The following is a 19838-nucleotide window of genomic DNA, read 5'->3' as shown; positions in this document are numbered from 1 at the left end:
CGATTGCGACGAATCAAAACTCAATCACAACCTTGCCGACGTGTTTTTGCTGGGCAAAATAACGATAGGCTTCCAAGGCCTGATCAAACGAAAACGAGCGGTCGATGACCGGTTCGATCGCGTTTGCATCCATGGCCGCCAACGTCTTTTCGTGCATCGTGCGACTGCCGACATAAATCCCCCGGATCGTTAGCAGATTGAACACACTTAACATCGGGCTGATTTTTGCCGCTGGAGAATCGAGTACCCCGATCAAATGAATTTTCCCGGCGACGGCAGCGCTCTTGATCGACCGTTCCAGTGTGCCCGGTCCGCCGACTTCCACCACGTGATCGACGCCCTCACCGGCGGTCAAACGACGCACTTCTTTGTGCCAGTCGGGATGGGCTTTGTAGTTGACCAACTGGTCGGCTCCCAACGACTGAGCTTGTTCTAGTTTTTGGTCACTTGAGGAGGTGATGATTGTCCGCGCCCCGGCGGCTTTGGCCAGTTGCAGAGCGAACACCGAAACGCCGCCAGTCCCCAACAGCAAAACCGTCTGCCCGGCTTGCAGCTCGCCCGATTCAAACAGCGCGTGCCAGGCAGTCACTGCCGCACAGGGCACCGTTGCCGCTTGGGCAAACGACATTCCATCGGGAATCGCAACCAGCGACTGTTCGGGTAGGACACGGTATTCGCACAGCACACCATCAACGCCACCGCCGAGACTGGATTTCAGCTTGGCGTCGCTGGCCGGCCCATCGATCCAATCCCGCACAAAGATCGGGCTGACACGATCGTTTTCCTTCCAACGTGTGACTCCTGGTCCGACCGCGACCACTTCACCGGCACCATCGGACAACGGCACCACCGGCCGCGTGTCGTTGCGCAGGTAGCCGCCGGCGGCGACGCCCAGATCGCGGTAGTTTAACGATGCGGCGCGGATTCGTACTTTGACCTCAAACGGCCCCGGTTCTGGCTCCGCTGTCTCACGTCGTTCAATCGCATCGATGCCCTGGTCGGACTCTATCAAATATGTCTGCATGTGGTGGATTCCAATCAGCTCGATCGTGTGGATTCTGGACGGCTACGAAACAGCCGATTCATTCTAGAGAAAGGAAATCCCCCAAGACGGACTCACTGGCTGGCGGATCGATAGGCGCCGAATCGATAGGCGGCGGATCAACAGATGGTGGATCAACAGGTGGTGGGCATGGAGCATTGCGTTTGGCGTCGACCAATGCGTCCTCGATCAATTTTGCGGTCAATCCCAACCGGATTTCGACTGCTTCACAATCGTTCCACTGCACCAGTTCAGCCGCGTCGCGAATTCGTTGCCAGGCCTGTTCCAATTGACCGCGAGCCAATCGGATACGTGCCGATCGAATGATTCGATCGATTGCCAAATCGAGACGCTCGGCCGAGCAATAGGACTCGGCCGCCGCATCCAAGACATCAGGGATTTCACGATACATGCCGATGCAACGTAGCAATTTGACCTCACGATCGCGATGCGCGCCGGCCTGCAAGAAGTTGGCCTGTGCGTCATGGATCAGTGCTGCAACATCATGGCGATCTGCCTGCAAGGACAAATCACAGACCTCGGCGGCCAACTCGCTGGCCAGCGCCAGATGCCTGGTCGCGCCACCGACGTCGAACTGTTTGGCCGCCAGTTTTGCTCGCGTCAATTCCACGCGTGCCTGATAGCCCTGCTGGCAGTCGCGATCGGATTGCTTGTCACGTATTTTCTTTCCCACACAGGGGATGCGAACCAAACAGCATTCATCGCATTCCTCCGAACGGCAATCTCCCGCCGGACCGCACAAGCAATTTGCTTCGTCGATCTCACAGGGCGGACATGCCAAGGAGGCATAATTGACATAGCGCTCGGCAGTTTCGAAACAGTGCTGGGCCATTGCAATTTCGGCCGACAGCAACCAGGTGTTGCCGGCGGACGACTGGGCGCGACACAGTTCCACACGGGCATCGATCAACCAGTTCTCCGCTTGTTCCCACTGGGACCGCGCGGTCAAGCAAGCTGCCAAGTTATAGGCCATCGTGCCGGATTCGTAGGGATCGTCAATCGCCCAGGCGCGGATCAGCGCCCGTCGATACTTCTTTTCCGCTTCCTGCAAATCCCCTTCATCAAATGCCTCACGCCCCGCGCTGACTTGACGAATCAGTGCGGCATCTTTGGGGACAACTTGCTTCGGTTGCGAGGCGCATCCCGGGCAAAGCATCCACACCGCCAATAGTGCCAGGCGATGGAAACTCTCTCTTGACGTAAATCGTCGTCCACGCATCAGCGAACGCCCCCGCTGCGCAGGGATGATGGCGAGACCTGTTTGCTCGGATCTTGATCATCTCGTAACCGTCGCAGCAACCAATGATCGCGAATGTCACCGACCAAATCTTGCGTGTCATCCACCGTGTCGTTGACGCGTTCTGCCGTGCCCGGCAAATCGTCCGCCTCGCGACGCACAATCCGTACAACGTCGCGTGATTCATTGGTCAGACGCTGGACCAGCGTTGCCGTTTCACGCAACGTTTTTAGCGTCAGTGCCACATCGTCATTGGTTTGTTCACTTTTCGATTCGATCGTCGCAGCGGTCTTCTGCACGCTGGCCGCGGCCGCGGTGGCGGCCTGGGCGGATTGCTGGATCCTCGCGACGGTCGCACGAATGTCTTCGTCGACCAACTGGTCAATCCGTTCGGTCAACTGAGTCAACTGCAGTTCCAATTGCAGTGTGGTGTTGCGAATTTGGGCGAGCGTCCGGTCTGTTTCCTCACGTAACGTTTCGCTGGTTTCCAACCATGATTCAAAGGTTTTCGAACTCTGCTGGAACGCCGGATCGATCGATTGCTCCAATGACTCGGTCAACTTCTTGGCTGCGACGTCGATTGACCCGCCCGCGGTTTCGACGTCTGCGGCGATGTTTTCGATGGGGTCGCCGTCACCGCGAAAGGAACCGATCGCCTGGCCCGGTTGCAACGATCCAGCCGCCCCGCTGCGTTGCCCGGGCGGCTTGCGGCGGATCGAAAGCACGGGCGCCCCGACGCCGAACCGGCGTTTCAAAGTGACTTCCGAGTCACTTGTGATCTGATCACTAAACTGCGAATCGATAGCCAACTGAACGCGGACTTGATCGCTGTCGGGCACGTATCGCAATTGTTCGACCTGGCCGATCGTTTGTCCCAGCACGATCACGTCCGTTCCGGTTCGCAGTTCACTCGCTTCGGCTTCACTGACGTTGACAAAAAACGTCTCCTTGCGGACCAACAGCTGGCTAAACAACAACACCGCCACCGCAGTCGTGATGACAAACACGATCAACAAAAAGAAACCAACGATTTGGTTGGTGTAGCGAAGCCGATAGGGCTCATTCATGACGTGGCCCTCCCATCGCCGATCAACACATCATTGACAACGGGCCAATGCCGGATCGGTCCACGGAAGGCGAGTTCGTGATCGGCACCGTCGCCGGCGAACCACACCACCCCGGTCCCCTTGCTTCGCAAATCATCAATTGCCGTGACAAACCGGTCATACAGATCATCGACCAGAAACCGAAACGGACGTTCCAGTAACAGCAGACGTGGCTGGTTACAGACGGCTCGAACAAACTGGCAGATCTGCAGAATCGAGGGCTCCACAGATGACGGGCGTTTCCGCATCGCTTGGTGAACCAAAGCGCCCCGCGGACCAGCGAGTCGCTGGACCCATCGTTTCACGTTTACTTTGATTCGCCGAGTCGCCAGACCATGGTGTGACATCGAGAGCCAGAGGTTTTCACGCACGGTTAAATTGTGAATCCAAGCTGAACCGGCAAACACGCGACCGATTTGACTGCGCATCTGAAAGTGCCGTGTGTAATCTCGGCCCAGCCAATCCTGACCGGCATAGCGAATGGAGCCTGCCGGCGGATGGTGCAGCCCGATCAGCAACGAGGCGGCATCGCGCGGATCGTGACGCCGTTGCAAAGAGACTTTGACCAATTCGCCGGCGCCAACGGTACTTGAAAATTGATTCATCGAAAGCGACATCTCGCCCTGGCCTTCGAAACGAACCGCTTCGATCTCCAGGATAGCCGGACCCGCCGGCAACTCTCGTTTTAGATTGGAATGCTCGTTCACGACTACTATCCGAATTTGAACACTAGGAATTTGTCGTAGAACAAAATCGACAGAATCGCCGACACAGCAAACACCGCTGTCAACGCGCGAATCCCCGCACGGCTGGTCGCCCGCGGTACATCCGTGATCGCACCGTGAACGCTGATCCCTTCCAGGCAACAAATGACGCCCGCAAATCCGCCCGCGATCAATGTCTTGGAAGCAAAAAAGATAAGATCTTGAACGTCAAAGTTACGTGAAATCTCGCCAAAGAAATCGCTCCACGTCGTGCGAATCGCACCCATCATCGCGCCCACCGCGTACCCGGTCACCACCATCGTCACGGCGATCACCACGGCCAAACAAAACACACTTAACATCACCGCCAATACCCGCGGCATCACCAAGAATGTCATCGGGTCGATCCCCTGTGAATCCAACACTTCCACTTCGCCGCCGGCTCGCATCGTTCCTAATTCCGCGCTGATCGCGATTCCACTGCGACCGATCACAACCAGGCAGGCCAGCAACGGAGCGATCTCGCGCACGATCGAGCGCCACAGGAATGGCGCAATGATATCGATCGAGACGCCGACCATGTCGATCCACATCATGGTCTGCACGATCAACAACACGCCCACCGCGGCTGCAAATCGCAGGGCCGATGGGATGGCATCGACCGCGGTGAACAGCATTTGACGCAAAAACACCGCGCGGACGGGAACGGTCCAACTGCGGGGCTGCACCGCCAAGGCCAGCGTCGCCCACAAGGCGGCCATACTTGAAGCAATCTTGTTGGTTTGTCGCAGAAAAATCCCGCCGATCGTTCCCATCAATTGCCACAGCATCCCGATCGCGCGTGCAGCGATCAGGTCGACGCGTTTTATCGTTCGGGAGGCGGTTGCAGGCACGGCGATTTGGATCACTGAAGGGCAATAGGCATGCGAGACGGTCCAGTTGCTTCAATCGGCCGAAGCCGGACGATGATCCCGGGGAACCGTTCCAACTGTTGCATGCCGCACCCTGCACCAACGCGCAACCGTTCCAATCGCTACCACCGGACACCTTCACTCTTTGTACAGCCAGCTCGCCTGCTATCGCGAATCGACGGTGCCTCGTTAGGCGTGCAGCGGTAATTGATCCGGCCAAGAAACCCTGGGTGAATTCAAATAAAGCCCGCTGCCGGATTGAATCTGGTACCCCATGTCAGCGACCAACAATTCCTTGGCCATCAACGACTGCGCGATCTCGCCGCCCGGCGAATTGTTCAATACGCGGAACAAGTCGGAATCAATTTTTGACACTAACTGCGGTTGCCCGCCGCCGATCGTTTCAAAAATGTAGTTGTAGGCTTTAGGAAATGCGGCTTTGAAACAAGCCCGATGGTGCTCATTGATCCAGTAGCCGCCTTTCCCACCTTTGGTGTAGGTGTCCATTTTAGAGGTGGTGGCAAATTTTCGTCGACGAAACGAACCCTTTGCTGCACCACGTCCAGCGAACGTATTTTGGGTTTGGTACCGCTTGTGTTCCGACAGTGACAGGACCAGCCTCGCATAGGCCTCGGTCATTTTGACCGCGGATCCCAAGGAAGGTTTTGGTTTCTCGGTGAGACCGGTCCCCAGAAAGTTCAGAAATGCGTAGGCAAGGCTGCGTGTGATGTGCGCCGAATCAGCCGGATTACTTGCGATGACTTGGGCGTTGTGCACACCCGGCATCGGCAGCATGATCGCAGAGGTTGTGTTCGGGGAAACAGACAGCCTGCTCCAGTCCTGGGGTTTGAACGTCGACCGCATCTCGTGCATCGCCAAGATCGCGATGTAGTTTTTGACATTCGCATTTAGAATGCGAGTGTCCATCATCTTGATGCCTGCGTTTTGTCCGGCCACCGGATCTACCGCAAAGATGTTGCAGTCAATGGAGGTGCCAAACACCTGGTGCATCAACGCAGCGATGCGGATACAGGTCACTGCGCCGCGACTCCATCCAACCAGGTTGACCCGGTCGATCGCCTGGTTCTTCTCGAACTGTAAATCCTGCAAAATATTCACGGTGCGAATGACGTTTTCATCCCAACCGTGACCGCTAATATTGCCACGGATCTTAGCCAATGTCTCCTTGCCGCCAGTGTCCCCGACAAGATGCGATTTGAAGCTCGGTGACGAAAAGGGATTCATCCGCTTCTTTAAGGGTCGATTTCGCCGCTCATCACCGGTCATCGGATTGACGTTTTGCGGCTGTGCGATGCCGTTGCCCCCGTGGCCGGGTCCGTCATTGATCAGGTAGTTGCCGGCTGTGACCAGCGACCCCGACAAAGTTGCTTCAACGCCGATCGTGTGGTTGTGGAACCAAGCAACCAGTTCGTCACTTTGGCCACCTTTGATACGGTTAAAACCAGTGCCATGACAGTAAACAGTGAATGTGGCCAACAGACTGCTCCGAATGGTTCGAGATCATCATTAAGTCGCGGGGATCGCAGGTGGCGATCGCGTGGGCAAAACGCGAAACCAGATAATCTGGATCGGCTCAGCATTATCAGCCACTTGGCCGGGGATCCGCAACTGTTGCGACCATCGTATTGGCTACGACCCGATTCGCTGATCGGGTGTGAGCGCTCGACAAACGCGATCTGTTGGATGAATTGTTTTTATTTTGCTGGTCATTCCACTTGCGGTCTCTACCAACAAGTTGTCGGCCAGAGTTCACGGCCGACCGCACGACTGCCTCCACCCGTTCAAAGAGACTTTTGAGATGAAGAAAACAATCTGCCTAATCGCCATGCTTTCAACGACCAGCGCGATGGCGGGCGAAAAGTGCCCTCTATCAACTGCCGCCGCAAATCACCAAGCCACCGTGCTGGTGGCAACGGCCGCACAGCAAGACATCGTTGACACCGCTGCTGCCGCCGGCCAATTCAATACCCTGATCGCCGCGGTCAAGGCCGCAGGCCTGGTGGACACCCTGAAAGGTGATGGTCCGTTCACCGTGTTCGCACCGACCGACGCGGCTTTCGCAAAGCTTCCCAAAGGCACCGTTGAAACGCTTCTGAAACCGGAGAACAAAGCCAAATTGCAAAGCATCCTGACGTTCCATGTCGTGCCCGGAAAGGTGATGGCCGCGGACGTCAGCAAGCTCAGTGGCGCCACCACGGCCCAGGGCCAACAGGTGTCCGTCAGCACCAAAAATGGCAAGGTCATGATTGATGGTGCAAACGTCGTCAAAGCAGACATCGCTGCCAGCAACGGCGTGATTCATGTGATCGACCAAGTGTTGATGCCCGCTGACAAGGACATCGTGGCGACCGCTGCCGCCAACAAATCGTTCTCGACTTTGGTCGCTGCCGTTAAAGCAGCCGGCTTGGTCGAAACGTTGCAAGGCGAAGGTCCCTTCACCGTGTTTGCCCCCACCGATGAAGCGTTTGCGAAACTTCCCGAAGGAACGATCGCAACGCTACTGAAGCCGGAGAACAAATCAAAACTGGTTTCAATCCTCACCTACCACGTCGTACCTGGCAAGGTCATGGCCGCCGATGCCGCCAAGCTCTCGTCCGCTGACACGGTCAACGGCGAAGGTCTGGCCATCAAAACGTCCGGAGGCAAAGTCATGATCAACGACGCAACCGTCACCGCCGCAGACGTCGAAACGACCAATGGCGTGATCCACGTGATCGACAGTGTGTTGATGCCGTAAACAAAGTGCTGAATCATTTCGTCAAGCACTGATTACAAACGATAAGGGATCGATTAACACTCGGTCCCTTTATTGTTGGCAGGCACAGCCGCACAACAGTCCGCGTCAATCATCTAGGACGCGGCAGTGTCCAATTCTTGCGGCTCCGCAAGGCGGATAAGAAGAGACCGTGGTCCAGCGTCCAACGGCTGATAAAGCAGCCGCGGCTAGCGTGGAGGCCCGGGGAAAAAGGCATTGGTCCGTTCGATGTAACGCTGATAATCCGGCTTGCTGTCCTTGAGTGATTTTTCCAACAACGTGACTCCGGACACTCGCAACAGAAAAACCGAAATGGTGATCGGTCCGACCACTGACCACCAGACATGACTCGATGCGACGGCAACCAAATACAGCCCCCACCAAACCAGAAAATCGCCAAAATAATTGGGGTGTCGGGTGTAACGCCACAAACCGGTATCAAGTACCTGGCCGGCGTTGTCGGGATCAGATTTGAATCGAGCGAGTTGCCAATCGCCAACCGTCTCGAACCCAAATCCAACCGTCCATAGCAACAGCCCAATGCCTTGTATCCAGGCGCTGGTCGGTTCAGCACCAACAAACGCTGTTTGCAGCGGCAACGACACCACCCACATCACAGCGGCCTGCAGCAAAAATACAGTGAACAGGCTGACCAGCGGAAACGAGCTTCCCCAACGATCCCGCATTTTTCGATAGCGATGATCTTCCTCGCAGCCGTGGTTTCGATAGGCCAAGTAAGCGGCCAAGCGAACGCCCCACAACGTGGTCAGGCCAATAACCAGCCAACCACGGTCTGGTTCTGCATGGAACAGGAACGCCGTCCAGACAACCAGCACGAAACCCAAACCCCAGGCGATGTCGACAATACTGACGTCGCGAAGCGGCAGACTGATCAACCAGACACAAACAAACAGCGACACAATGGCGGCGGCGCAGGTCCACAAACTTTCAACAAGCGGAGCATTCATTTTTGAAACAATGTGTGCGAGACGAACCACTCACGCCCACCCCGGGTCGCAAAGAGTTCTTCACAGGCCATGAAAAACATTCGCCAGCGATGGTGCCAACGATTGGCATCGGGGCGTCCGTAGGTTTTTGCAAGAATCGGACGCAGCGTCTCTGTTGCGGCGTCTTGATTGGACAGCCACGCGCGACAGGTTTTGGCATAGTGTGTTCCATCCCACGTCCATTGCTCGGCCGGCGTCAGGGAACTGCTGCAGGATGACAGCCAATCGACGCTCGGCATCATCCCGCCGGTAAAGAAATGCCGTCCCATCCAGTCTTGGGATCCGTCCGTCTCAAACAAATAGGGCGTCGTGCGGTGGCAGAACACGTGCACCAGCAATTTCCCCTCTGGTGTTAACCAGCGATTGATTTGCGAGAGCAGCGCAACATGATTGCGAACGTGTTCGAACATTTCTACCGAGACGACCCGGTCAAATGTTCGGTCGGTTTGAAAATCGTTGATATCTGCGGTTTGAACATCCAGATTGCGCAGTCCCAGACGCTGGGCATGGGCGGTGATGAAGCGTCGTTGTGTATGCGAATTTGATATCGACGTGATGCTGCTGTCGGGAAACGCCTGGGCAAGCCACAGTGACAGCGATCCCCACCCACAGCCGAGCTCCAAGACGTCCATGCCATTTTCAATCTGGGCATGTTCGGCGGTCATTCGCAACGCATTGCGTTCGGCGTCGTCAAGTGTTTTGGTGTCAGCGTCCCAATAACAACAACTGTATTTCAGGTGTGGCCCGAGAATCTGCTGGAAAAACTCGGTCGGCAGCTCGTAGTGTTGCTCGTTGGCGTGATGCGTTGCCACGGCGATTGGTTGGCTGCGAATCTGATCGCGCAGTCGCTCGGCGGCGCTCTGCGGCGGTGTCGATTGCAATTCACGCAATCGTGTCCGCAACAGGCGTCGAATCCCCAAACGCACGATCCAATCGGGCAGACGCCCCTGTTCGGCCTGATCCAGTAGGCTTGAAAAGAAGCTCGAACCAGACGGTCGGACGGTGGCGTGATCTAGTTCGTTGGTTTGTCCCAAACAATCTGAACAACTCTGACGGTCTGTTCTCGAAACGCGGCTTCGCAATAACACAGGTAATACTCCCACATCCGAATAAAACGGTCGTCGAAACCGAGCGATCGGACTTCGTCGAGTTGCGACAAGAATCGCTGACGCCAATGCCCAAGCGTCTTGGCGTAATGAGTTGAAAGGTCTTCGATTGAGTCCAGTCGCAGCGTGGAAGCACGACCGACAGACTGTTGAATCGCAGCAACCGAGGGCAGAAAGCCACCGGGAAAAATGTATTTTTGGATGAAGTCGACCGACCGCCGATAAGATTCATAGCGTCGTTCGGGCATCACGATGGCTTGCAAGACACAGCGGCCACCCGGTTTAAGCAACCGGTCGCACTGGCGAAAGTAGGTGTCAAGATGTTGCTCACCGACCGCCTCGATCATCTCAATCGAAACCAGCTTGTCGAATTGCCCACTCAGATCGCGGTAATCGTCGCAACGTGTTTGAATCCTGTCGCCCAATCCGGCCTGCCTGACGCGGTCGCTGGCTTCACAGTACTGGGCTTTCGAAATCGTCGTGGTTGTCACCTGGCAACCGAACTGCTTGGCGGCGTGCAGTGAAAATCCACCCCAGCCCGTCCCCAGTTCGACGACGTGATCGGTCGACTGGAGATTCAGCTTGCGACAGACACGATCCAATTTAGCGATCGACGCATCTTCCAACGTTGTCGTTTCGTGGTCGAACCAGGCCGCCGAATACATCATGGTGGGATCGAGAAACAACGCAAAAAATTCGTTGCTCAGATCGTAGTGGGCGGCGATGTGACGCTGACTTCCGCTGCGCGAATTATCATCGAACCGAAACGCCGCATAACGCAGTCGCTGGGCCATCGCAGAGATCCTGGTGGTTGCCGAATCGGCTCGTTCCAAGTTGCGACAGAGCACTCGCAGCAGTGTCAGCAAGTCGTCACTGTCCCAGTGTCCGCGCAAGTAGGACTCTGCCATTCCCAAGCTGCCATCAAGTGCCATCAACCGATAGAAATCGTGGTCCGACACGTCCCAACTCGCTTGCAAATCGGTGTGGACCGAGCCGAACGTTTGCCGCAATGAACCATCGTTGAAATGGATTTGGCCTCCCCCCAGATCATTCAACCACGCGGCCATTTTGCGCCGCGTCAGCTTGCTGATTCCCGTGTGTTGCCACCAACCGACGGCGGCCTGACGCTGCAGATCACTGTGTGTGGACGTCGGCAACCTGTCTGACACTCGTTGCGTTTGACGTTTCATTCCAATGGACATGTTGCTTTTCAATCGATGAGTCAAAAAGTTCGACGGGATGGCATCGAAACAGGGTTGGCTGGATTCGCCGACGACGGGTTGGGGAAGACAGGCAGCTTCTTCAACCACAAACGCAGTGCCTGCCAATAGATTCCGACAATCGTTTGCCCGGTCATCCAAGGAAAACGAACGAGCGTCTTGGACAGCTGCAATGCCGTCAGCGGCTTTCGTTTCAAAATCAGGGTGGCGTCGAACATCCTGCCCTGCACATCATGATTTTCCAAATGAACCGACAGGTTGGTTTCTGGTGCACTCAGTTTCCATTGATAGTCCATCTGCATCGGCATGAAAGGAGAAACATGCAATGCCTTTTTGCACTGGTAGTGCTGCAACCGTCGCTGGCCAGGCTGGTCATTTCCCTGCCATGGAATCACATAGCAATGTCGTTGCCGCCACGGCGTGTTGGTGACCTCGGCCACCACCGCTTGCAGTGTTTTGCCGTCTGGATGAAAGCAGTAAAACAGAGAGATCGGGTTGAAGATAAACCCATAGCAGCGGACTTGGGCGAGCATCCGAATGGGGCCCCGAACGTCGAGGCCCGATTGCTGGCTGACGATTCGGCGAACCGCAGCCGCGAGCGACTCGTCGGCTGCCTCGGGATCGCCATCTAAATAATCACCGCGGCAAAAGCGAAGCAAACTAAAGCGTCGCTGCGACCACCAAGGGGCATTGGCAAAAACGTCATCAACCTCGTCCAAGTCCAAATAGAACAGGAACATACGGTTGATGAATGAATGCGACTTGGGTCGATAGCGGCGATGTCGGACCAGGCCTTCATACAGGCAGCTGTGTGTGGGATCCATTGGCAATCAACATGCCTCCGACACAAATTGCCTAGCAACGGCTGTCACGGAATCGTCATCGCCCGGGCCGGCATTCCATTGACGCACGCCAAATTTCCGACAGACCGCCAGCGCACTGACAACTCCGTCCTCGTGGAATCCATTGCGCCAATAGGCACCGCAAAACGAAGTGCGTCGTCGTCGAATGACCTCGTCGTGCCGCGACTGGATTGCTGCCCGCCGCGTGGTGAAGACGGGATGGGCATACTGAAATTTGGCCAACACGCGGGCGGGGTCGATGCGGTCGTCTTGATTGAGCGTCACGCAATAGGTGTTTGCACTGCGAATGCCCTGCAACAGGTTCATGTTGTAGGTCACCGCAGGTCTGATTTCCGGTTGGTCAGCAAGGCAATAGTTCCAACTGGCCCAGGCCCGGCGCCGTCGGGGCAACACGGATTCATCGGTATGTAGCACCGCCGAGTTCAAACTGTAGGGGAACGCGCCCAAGAGTTCCTGCTCCAACGCATCCGTATCCTCCAGGATCCGCAACGCTTGGTCGCTGTGGCACGCAAAAACGACTTCGTCAAACTGATCGACGCCTTGAGCATGTCGAACCAACACCTGTTGGTCCAATCGCGACACCGCATGCACCGGACAGGCAGTGCGAATTCGATCGCGAAACGGAGTCGCCAGGCGTTGGACATAGGACTGAGATCCACCGACGATCGATCGCCAAACAGGGCGATCGGTGACACTTAACAATCCATGATTGAGATAAAACTCCAGGATGAACCGAATCGGAAAGGAAGCAAATTCGGCGCGGGGGCAGGACCAGATCGCTGCGCCCATCGGCAACAAATAGTGATCGCAAAACTGTTGGGAGTAGTTGCCCTGACGCAGGTATTCCGCCACGGTCTGTCCAGCGGGAACGCGATCCCAATCGTCGGCACCACGGCGATTGAATCGCAGAATCTCACTCAACAGTTTCAGAAACTTGGGTCGAAGCAAATTCTGCCGCTGGGCAAACAAGCCGTTCAAAGAGGTTCCGTTGTACTCCAACCCCGTTCGATCACAGCGGACGCTAAAACTCATCGATGTCGGCATCGTATCGACGCCCAAGTCGGCAAGGATCCGGGAGAATTGGGGATAGGTGCGATCGTTGTAAACGATGAACCCCGTGTCGATCTGGTGCTGCGTTTCGCCATCGCGAACCGTCACCGTGTTAGCGTGACCGCCCAGACGCTGATCCGATTCGAACAGTGTCAGATCATGTCGTGCAGCCAACAGTCGGGCACATACCAGTCCGGAGATTCCCGATCCGATCACCGCAATTTTCAACGAGGATTCCACGTCGGTTAAGGTCGCATGAGTTGAAGTCCGTCCCTGTTCTAGGCATCTGCAGCGCGATGACCACAACATTCTGGATTTTTATCGGGCTGGATGACGTTCTGATCCGACTGTGCCAGATGCCGTGGAAAAATCACGGAAAAAACAGTGGTCAAATCCGTGACGCTGGCTACAAAGCTTTCGGTCCTAAAATCCGCTGATGCTGACGCCTGCCCACTTGGGCAGCTCCATTGACAAAAACCCATTATTCCCCGGGCGAAAGCCGGCTTGGTCGACTCCGACATCCCCTACGTTCCACATGCCGATTTCGACTCGGCCACAGAGCAGGATTTCGTTGAAATCGACTGCGATCTGTACGTAGACGAAGACGATCGCCCGTCGCAAAATTCGCAACACGCCGCCGACAACTTCATACTGGCGGTCGAAGAATGTCGCATCCTGACCTTCGAGGGAGAACAATTCCTGTTCAAGCGGCTGAATTTTTTGCGGTTTCGTGCCAGTGCGCTCAAGGCGACGCTGCGAAACCAACGACGCCCGGCCAAGACAGAAAAAGAGATCCAGCGATTGCTCGGTGAAGCCACTGACACTCGGGAATCGATCGCCAGAGCCAACCTGCGTCTGATCACCTTTGTGGCCAGAAAACGCTCGACCTCGAACGATGAATTTGACGAGTTCGTCGCAGAGGCCAATACGATCCTGCTGAACGCAATCGACAAATTTGACTTTGCTCGCGGCTACCGCTTCAGCACCTATTTGACCCATGCCGTCCAGCGACACTTCAATCGCTTGATCAATCGCAATTGCAAACGCCGTGTCCGGGAGTCGAACGACGCCGACGAAACCTTATTGGCAGCCGCCGATCAGAACGACGCCGACCAACCATCTTCGACAGAGATTTCCGTGGCAGCCGACACCGTGCTACAGCAACTTGACCAGTTGCTCGATCCACGTGAATGCTTCATCGTTCGCGGCAGGTTCGGATTAGATGGGTCGGGAAAGGGGAAGTCGCTGCGGGCACTGGGCGACGAAATCGGAATCAGTAAAGAACGTGCACGGCAGATCCTGTACCGCAGCTTGGAAAAACTCGCGAAAGTGGCTGAACCGTTCGAATCCATGTTTGCGGTAAAATGACAATGAACTATCAACCAAAATGGTGGATGCGGCTGGTACTGTTGCTGGGCGGTTTGGCAAACCTGTCGTGGGCGCTGCTGTCGCTGACAATACCCGGGACCGTGCTGAACTGGAGCGGTCTAGAAAACACTGCGACTACGATTTTACTGTGGCGATGCATCGGCATGATCATCGGCGTGTACGGCATCGGATTCTTAATCGCATCGCGACATCCCTATCGCCACTGGCCAATCGTCTTGCTTGGTTTTGTGGGCAAATTACTGGGAGCCATTGGTTGTTTGATAGCGATCCCCGCGATCACATCTGCCACCCAAGCCGGATGGTTGATTTTGGCCAACGAAGCCCTGTGGTTGGTCCCCTTCGCGGTCATTCTGTGGGGAGCGCTGCGTTATCAATACACTGCCAACTCGGCGTACGAGATGCCCGAGGCCGATGCACCGATCCAGGATCTAAGAACCAACGCCGGCCGACGGCTGGATGATTTGGCCAATCAACGACCACAACTGGTCGTGTTTCTACGGCATGCCGGATGCACTTTTTGTCGTGAGGCGATGGCAGAACTATCACGTCGTCGTGACCAGATCGAAGCCACCGGCTGTGGGATCGTGCTGGTGCACCTTGGAAAAGGCGATGGGGAATCGTTTTTCCAGCAATACGCGATGCAAGATGTCCCCCGGATCTCGGACCCGGAATGCCGCTTGTATCGGCAATTCGGTTTAGATCTGGGTGGGTTCCACCAACTGTTTGGACTGCGAGTTTGGTTGCGTGGCATTGTCGCTGGCGTCTTTCATGGCCATGGAATTGGGCGTGCCCAGGGCAACACATTCCAGATGCCCGGCGTGTTCACCTACTATCACGGCCAGGTGATCGAAGGCTACCAGCATGAACTCGCATCCGACCAACCCGATTATCTCGAGTTGGCTCGACGCGCAACCCAACCGATGGCCGCCTAGTGACTACCAAACGAGTGCTCGCAGTGGGGTTTGGATTTTTGTTCGTCTGTATGTTGGTTGCCACGCTGCGGGCCAGTTGGGTGCGCAGCGTTTTTGATAACCAAACGATGATCACGGACGTCTGGTTCCAAGCGACCCTGATCGATGCCTACATCAGTTTCACCATTTTCTACCTGTGGGTGGCATGGAAGGAACGAACGCTCGGCGCACGCGTCGCCTGGTTCGTGTTGATTGTTTCACTGGGGACAATGGCCATGACCGGCTATCTGCTGCTGCAACTGCTGCGACTGCCAGAGGACGCCGACATCGCGGATTTGTTGACTCAACGACATGCGTCGACTTAATTCCAAGGGCGGGGGCAACGGTCCATCTTTAGGATGACTTTGGTACGCTGGTGCAGATGAGATGCCACTTGATCAGATGCCCACCGGAACCCCATGACCGTGATTCAGAACTTTTCAACATCGCTATCCGTCCGTTGTCTTGTTGCCTGCTTCGCTTGGGGGTTGGTTTACCAGTTCGACAACACTGTTTTCAGCGATGAAACAGTTTCGACGCAGCCGCCTAACGTGATTCTGATCTTGGCCGATGACCTGGCGATCGGTGATTTGGCTTCCCAAAACGGTGGGATTAGTCGGACGAAAAACTTGGATCGATTGGCAACTGACAGTGCATCGTTCCGGCAAGCGTACAGTGGTTCATGCGTCTGTGCCCCGGCACGCGCGGCGTTGTTGACCGGGCGCTACCCACACCGCACCGGCGTTGTGACGTTGAACATGAACAAGTTTCCGAAACTGACCCAGTTGCGACTCGATGAAACGACGTTGGCTGACGTTTTGAAATCACAGGGCTATGCAACGGGTCTAATCGGAAAATGGCATCTCGGCAAAGGGGCTGAGTACCATCCGATGCGGCGAGGATTTGACGAATTCGAAGGCTTCAGCGGATCGCAAGAGCTGAGCTACTTTCGGTACACGTTGGATGTAAACGGCAATCTCCTAGAAGTAAGCGATCAATACCTGACGGACGACTTATCCAATCGAGCGATCGAGTTTGTCCGCCGTCATCGTGCGCACCCTTTCTTTCTCCACCTTGCACATTATGCGCCGCACCGACCGATCGAAGCACCGGAACCAAGGGTTCAGTTCTTTCGTGATCGAGGACTCGATCAAACCACAGCGACCATCTACGCGATGATCGAGAGCATGGACCAGGGGATCGGTCGACTGTTGGATGAACTGGAGCATTTAGGCTTGGCAGACAATACGATCGTGGTCTTTGCCAGTGACAATGGTCCCGATCCGGTGCCCGGAGAACGTTTCAATGGCTCCCTCCGGGGCACGAAGTACCAGGTTTATGAAGGCGGAATTCGAGTGCCACTCTTTGTCCGTTGGCCGGGAGTCGTTCCGCCGGGCTCCCGCGATGGGGTAGCCCACTTCGTTGACTTGATGCCAACGATTTTGGATTGCTGCGGGATTCCAATCGATCCCAAACTGGCGATAGATGGCGCGAGCTTGCGACCGCGATTAGAGAACCCCGCGCTAGATGCCCGGCCGAAACGGTTCTTTCAGTGGAATCGTGGTGTCCCCAATTACACCCACAACGCGGCCGTGCTTCACGGGCGTTGGAAGCTGGTCCGGCCGTTTGTCACACGCGGTTTAAAGCTTCAAGACTCTTTGCTTCCGCCCGAGTTGTTCGATTTGAAAAACGATCCGAGTGAATCGACCGACGTGACTTCCAATCACCCAGAGATCGCGGCTGCGTTGGAAAAAGACTTGGCGGCTTGGTGCGACCGGGTCGAGGCAGATCGCCTTCGCCCACAGCAGGCCGACGGATCGGCTGAGCATTAGAGACCTGCAAGCGTAGTCAAAGTGACTAAACGGGGGTATCCAGAGTCGACAGCGCAATCGGTTCGATAACGCTAAATGGCTTCTGTCAAACGACTTGCTCAGATTTTCTTATTTTTTCTGGGCGAATGACTTCCGATTAGGAGGACACCTGAATACTGTACATGCGCGACTTAGATTCACAGACCACCTGGGATCCATGAACCACTCAGTCGAGCGGTAACCCTGGTCGACTTATCCGATGAATGAACTCGCTGCGTGGAGTCGTCTTATGAAAACTGCATTTTGTGTTTTGCTCTCGCTGGTAATGACCAGCAACTGCTCTGCCGGCCTGATCGCCGATAGTGGCTTCGTCACCGACGTTTATTACGGTCACAACGGTCACGGCCATGGTGACGTTGTAGCGGCCAACAACGATCACCGATTCGATATCCATTCGTCTCGAGTGCAGGTCTTCGACGACGCCCTTGAGTTCACGATCGTGACCAATTTTGCCGCCACTCCAACCGCTTTGAATGCGCGATTGGGGGACCTATTTTTTAGCGTTGACGGTTGGGATCCGAACGGGACACCTGCTGACAATTACCTCTTCGACAATGCAGCCACGGGAACAACTTGGACACATGCCATCACTCTGAACGGAACGCCGAACAGCAATGGGAGTGCACTTCCAGCGTCCGGAGATGGGGCCCTCTATGATCTAAGGGGCCTTGATAGTACCGCGTACAACTCCGCCATCCTGACTTCGACCGAAGTCTGGACTTCGGGAGGAACCATTCGCGACGGGCAAGAAGTCCGGTTGGATACAAACGGGTTAACCAGCCTAAACGACCTCACAACCACTGCCAATTGGGCATTGGGGCAAGTTGATGTCGACGGAGTGATGAAGGATGCCCTCATGATCGTCCTCAACGGTGACATCTTCGCGAAACTCGGACTCTCCTCTTCGTCCAGTTTTGACCTTGCCTATCACTGGGCGATGACCTGTGGCAATGACACGGTCGAATCGGAACTTCGTTATGAAGCACCACTCGGAGATCCAGGCACGGTACCCGAGCCCGCCACCGCCGCGATCTTCGCATTGGGTATGCTGGGTGCCGGACTGGTTCGCCGTCGTCGCTAAGGCGACAACCTTCTAAAATCGAACAGCGCCATCAGAGTCGTAGCTGGGCCCGCCAGAGCTCAGAGCGACTGAACCCTGGTGGGCCCAGCTACGGGAAACACCCGCATTGGCAACATGCGTTGCTGGATCACGCCCGCCAGATTTCTCGACTCCCACCGCGTGCTCCATGCACGACAGTCGAGCCCTCTCCGTCGGCGGCTTCTCCGCCCCCTCTGATACGCCACCGATTGCCTAATAGTCGCGCAGTCATTGCTGACTAACTTGGCACAACAAATCTGTGAGGGCGTGAAAACACGAGCGAAACTCACTTTTCAGCGATTGGCATTGATTTTGCGTAGAGGCGTCGCGCGGGTTCTCGAAGAGTTGCGTTTCTGCGAAAGGCTTTGGTCTTTCCTGACCCGACGCGTCAGCGAGGGATTCTGTTAACAAACCGAATCCCTCGCTAACGCGTCGGATCGTGATGAAAAGGCAACTTCAAAACACGCGGGCGGTGCATACAGCAGACGAGTGGTGTGCATCGAAGGCGACCGTTTCTTTCATGGCGATGTGAGCGTGGTTGATCAGAGGCGGTCTCGAGTTACCGCCACCAACGATGCAAGTGCGAATTGCATTTTAAACCGGAACCTCACGCTCACCTTGATCACTCCCTTTCCAATCAGGATTTAGACCTAGATGTCCTACCTTGCTCCTTCTGAATTCGTGACCAAGATGGTCGATTCCGGCGAATCAAAAATTTTCATGTCGACGCGCGACACCGTGATCCGTGCCTTCATGGCCGGAGCTACGTTGGCGCTTGCGGCTGTGTTTGCTGTGACGATGACCGTGCAAACAGGGTATCCGTTGATCGGGGCGATCTTGTTCCCCGTCGGATTTTGCATGCTCTATTTGATGGGCTTTGATTTGTTGACAGGCGTGTTTGTTTTGTCGCCGCTGGCTTTGATTGACAAGCGTCCGGGGGTGACCCTCGGTGGTGTGTTGCGCAACTGGGGATTGGTCTTCATTGGCAATTTTCTTGGGGCGTTGATGGTTGCCATCATGTTCGCCATTATTTTCACCTTTGGATTCAACGAGGAACCCAACGAAGTTGGCAAGATCATTGCCGGAATTGGTGAAAAACGAACACTCGGCTACAAAGAATATGGTGCCGGCGGAATGTTGACGCTGTTCATCCGTGGTATTCTTTGCAACTGGATGGTGTCGATGGGTGTGGTCGGGGCAATGATCTCAACCACCGTCACCGGCAAAGTCCTCGCCATGTGGATGCCGATCATGTTGTTCTTTGCCATGACGTTTGAACACTCGGTCGTCAACATGTTCCTGTTCCCATCGGCGTTGTTGATGGGCGGCAAATTCTCAGTCATGGATTACTTGATTTGGAACGAGATCCCAGTGGTTTTAGGGAACATGATCGGAGGCATCGCGCTGACCGGGCTGACGCTGTACACGACCCACGTCCGCACCGCCCCCAACCGTAAGTCAGCTGCGTAGGCAATTGCCCGACACG

At 55.6% G+C, this 19838-nt stretch carries 18 protein-coding genes; 7 read left to right on the top strand and 11 right to left on the bottom strand.

The annotated features are described in order from the left end of the window. Positions 1–13: 13 nt before the first annotated feature. From NHH03_RS09925 to NHH03_RS09900, 6 genes are all read right to left on the bottom strand, one after another. Positions 14–1024, bottom strand: coding sequence for a zinc-dependent alcohol dehydrogenase family protein (locus tag NHH03_RS09925; RefSeq protein ID WP_253155755.1), 1011 nt, complete (start codon positions 1022–1024; stop codon positions 14–16). A gap of 58 nt (positions 1025–1082) precedes the next feature. Then, positions 1083–2282, bottom strand: a complete 1200-nt coding sequence (locus tag NHH03_RS09920; RefSeq protein ID WP_253155754.1) for a hypothetical protein — start codon at positions 2280–2282, stop codon at positions 1083–1085. Beyond that, positions 2282–3367 (bottom strand): MlaD family protein, encoded by a 1086-nt coding sequence (locus NHH03_RS09915; protein ID WP_253155752.1) that lies wholly within the window; start codon positions 3365–3367, stop codon positions 2282–2284. Before NHH03_RS09915 ends, NHH03_RS09920 begins: the two co-directional genes overlap by 1 nt. Then, positions 3364–4113, bottom strand: coding sequence for an ATP-binding cassette domain-containing protein (locus NHH03_RS09910; RefSeq protein WP_253155750.1), 750 nt, complete (start codon positions 4111–4113; stop codon positions 3364–3366). The genes NHH03_RS09915 and NHH03_RS09910 overlap by 4 nt, the downstream gene beginning before the upstream one ends. A gap of 5 nt (positions 4114–4118) precedes the next feature. Then, the gene (locus NHH03_RS09905) at positions 4119–5003 is read right to left on the bottom strand and encodes an ABC transporter permease (RefSeq protein ID WP_253155749.1); all 885 of its coding nucleotides are present in this window, start codon (positions 5001–5003) and stop codon (positions 4119–4121) included. A 207-nt stretch (positions 5004–5210) separates the two neighbouring features. After that, the gene (locus NHH03_RS09900; RefSeq protein WP_253155747.1) at positions 5211–6518 is read right to left on the bottom strand and encodes a hypothetical protein; all 1308 of its coding nucleotides are present in this window, start codon (positions 6516–6518) and stop codon (positions 5211–5213) included. 322 nt (positions 6519–6840) lie between these two features. On the opposite strand from NHH03_RS09900, the gene NHH03_RS28500 reads away from it, so the two are divergent. Further along, a complete protein-coding gene (locus tag NHH03_RS28500) occupies positions 6841–7779 on the top strand; it encodes a fasciclin domain-containing protein (protein WP_253155746.1) in 939 nt (312 codons plus the stop codon). A 206-nt stretch (positions 7780–7985) separates the two neighbouring features. Here NHH03_RS28500 and NHH03_RS09890 read toward each other — a convergent pair whose 3' ends face one another. The 5 genes from NHH03_RS09890 to NHH03_RS09870 are packed head-to-tail and all read right to left on the bottom strand — an operon-like array spanning position 7986 to position 13283. Further along, positions 7986–8765 carry a DUF1295 domain-containing protein gene (locus NHH03_RS09890; protein WP_253155744.1) on the bottom strand — a complete coding sequence of 260 codons (780 nt, stop codon included), beginning with the start codon at positions 8763–8765 and terminating at the stop codon, positions 7986–7988. Next, on the bottom strand, positions 8762–9838 hold the full coding sequence (locus NHH03_RS09885; protein ID WP_253155742.1) for an SAM-dependent methyltransferase: 1077 nt from the start codon (positions 9836–9838) through the stop codon (positions 8762–8764). Before NHH03_RS09885 ends, NHH03_RS09890 begins: the two co-directional genes overlap by 4 nt. Continuing rightward, positions 9817–11112: an SAM-dependent methyltransferase gene (locus NHH03_RS09880; protein ID WP_253155740.1), complete on the bottom strand. Its 1296-nt coding sequence runs from the start codon at positions 11110–11112 to the stop codon at positions 9817–9819. The genes NHH03_RS09885 and NHH03_RS09880 overlap by 22 nt, the downstream gene beginning before the upstream one ends. A gap of 20 nt (positions 11113–11132) precedes the next feature. Continuing rightward, positions 11133–11954 (bottom strand): DUF1365 domain-containing protein, encoded by an 822-nt coding sequence (locus tag NHH03_RS09875; protein ID WP_253155739.1) that lies wholly within the window; start codon positions 11952–11954, stop codon positions 11133–11135. A 6-nt stretch (positions 11955–11960) separates the two neighbouring features. Next, positions 11961–13283: an NAD(P)/FAD-dependent oxidoreductase gene (locus NHH03_RS09870; protein WP_253155737.1), complete on the bottom strand. Its 1323-nt coding sequence runs from the start codon at positions 13281–13283 to the stop codon at positions 11961–11963. A gap of 264 nt (positions 13284–13547) precedes the next feature. Between NHH03_RS09870 and NHH03_RS09865 the strand changes: the two genes are divergently transcribed. From NHH03_RS09865 to NHH03_RS09840, 6 genes are all read left to right on the top strand, one after another. Next, the gene (locus NHH03_RS09865; protein ID WP_253155735.1) at positions 13548–14411 is read left to right on the top strand and encodes a sigma-70 family RNA polymerase sigma factor; all 864 of its coding nucleotides are present in this window, start codon (positions 13548–13550) and stop codon (positions 14409–14411) included. Positions 14412–14413: 2 nt separating this feature from the next. Continuing rightward, complete coding sequence (locus tag NHH03_RS09860; protein ID WP_253155733.1) at positions 14414–15364, top strand: SelL-related redox protein; 951 nt, start codon at positions 14414–14416, stop codon at positions 15362–15364. Next, positions 15364–15708 (top strand): DUF1475 family protein, encoded by a 345-nt coding sequence (locus NHH03_RS09855; RefSeq protein ID WP_253155731.1) that lies wholly within the window; start codon positions 15364–15366, stop codon positions 15706–15708. Before NHH03_RS09860 ends, NHH03_RS09855 begins: the two co-directional genes overlap by 1 nt. Positions 15709–15801: 93 nt before the next feature. Further along, complete coding sequence (locus tag NHH03_RS09850) at positions 15802–17214, top strand: arylsulfatase (RefSeq protein WP_253155730.1); 1413 nt, start codon at positions 15802–15804, stop codon at positions 17212–17214. Between the two features lie 238 nt (positions 17215–17452). Further along, complete coding sequence (locus NHH03_RS09845; RefSeq protein ID WP_253155728.1) at positions 17453–18334, top strand: PEP-CTERM sorting domain-containing protein; 882 nt, start codon at positions 17453–17455, stop codon at positions 18332–18334. A 672-nt stretch (positions 18335–19006) separates the two neighbouring features. Next, positions 19007–19822 carry a formate/nitrite transporter family protein gene (locus tag NHH03_RS09840; protein WP_253155727.1) on the top strand — a complete coding sequence of 272 codons (816 nt, stop codon included), beginning with the start codon at positions 19007–19009 and terminating at the stop codon, positions 19820–19822. Positions 19823–19838 lie beyond the last annotated feature (16 nt).

This window comes from Stieleria tagensis, assembly GCF_024129865.1.
GTDB lineage: Bacteria > Planctomycetota > Planctomycetia > Pirellulales > Pirellulaceae > Stieleria > Stieleria tagensis.
The sequence above is the reverse complement of the archived record's forward strand: the minus strand, read 5'-3'. Positions and strand labels throughout refer to the sequence as shown.

Excerpts from the sequence above, each read along its gene's own strand:
- NHH03_RS09925 (WP_253155755.1), bottom strand. The coding sequence starts at position 1,024 with ATGCAGACATATTTGATAGAGTCCGACCAGGGCATCGATGCGATTGAA.
- NHH03_RS09920 (WP_253155754.1), bottom strand. The coding sequence starts at position 2,282 with ATGCGTGGACGACGATTTACGTCAAGAGAGAGTTTCCATCGCCTGGCA.
- NHH03_RS09915 (WP_253155752.1), bottom strand. The coding sequence starts at position 3,367 with ATGAATGAGCCCTATCGGCTTCGCTACACCAACCAAATCGTTGGTTTC.
- NHH03_RS28500 (WP_253155746.1), top strand. The coding sequence starts at position 6,841 with ATGAAGAAAACAATCTGCCTAATCGCCATGCTTTCAACGACCAGCGCG.
- NHH03_RS09890 (WP_253155744.1), bottom strand. The coding sequence starts at position 8,765 with ATGAATGCTCCGCTTGTTGAAAGTTTGTGGACCTGCGCCGCCGCCATT.
- NHH03_RS09880 (WP_253155740.1), bottom strand. The coding sequence starts at position 11,112 with ATGTCCATTGGAATGAAACGTCAAACGCAACGAGTGTCAGACAGGTTG.
- NHH03_RS09875 (WP_253155739.1), bottom strand. The coding sequence starts at position 11,954 with ATGGATCCCACACACAGCTGCCTGTATGAAGGCCTGGTCCGACATCGC.
- NHH03_RS09860 (WP_253155733.1), top strand. The coding sequence starts at position 14,414 with ATGAACTATCAACCAAAATGGTGGATGCGGCTGGTACTGTTGCTGGGC.
- NHH03_RS09850 (WP_253155730.1), top strand. The coding sequence starts at position 15,802 with ATGACCGTGATTCAGAACTTTTCAACATCGCTATCCGTCCGTTGTCTT.
- NHH03_RS09845 (WP_253155728.1), top strand. The coding sequence starts at position 17,453 with ATGAATGAACTCGCTGCGTGGAGTCGTCTTATGAAAACTGCATTTTGT.
- NHH03_RS09840 (WP_253155727.1), top strand. The coding sequence starts at position 19,007 with ATGTCCTACCTTGCTCCTTCTGAATTCGTGACCAAGATGGTCGATTCC.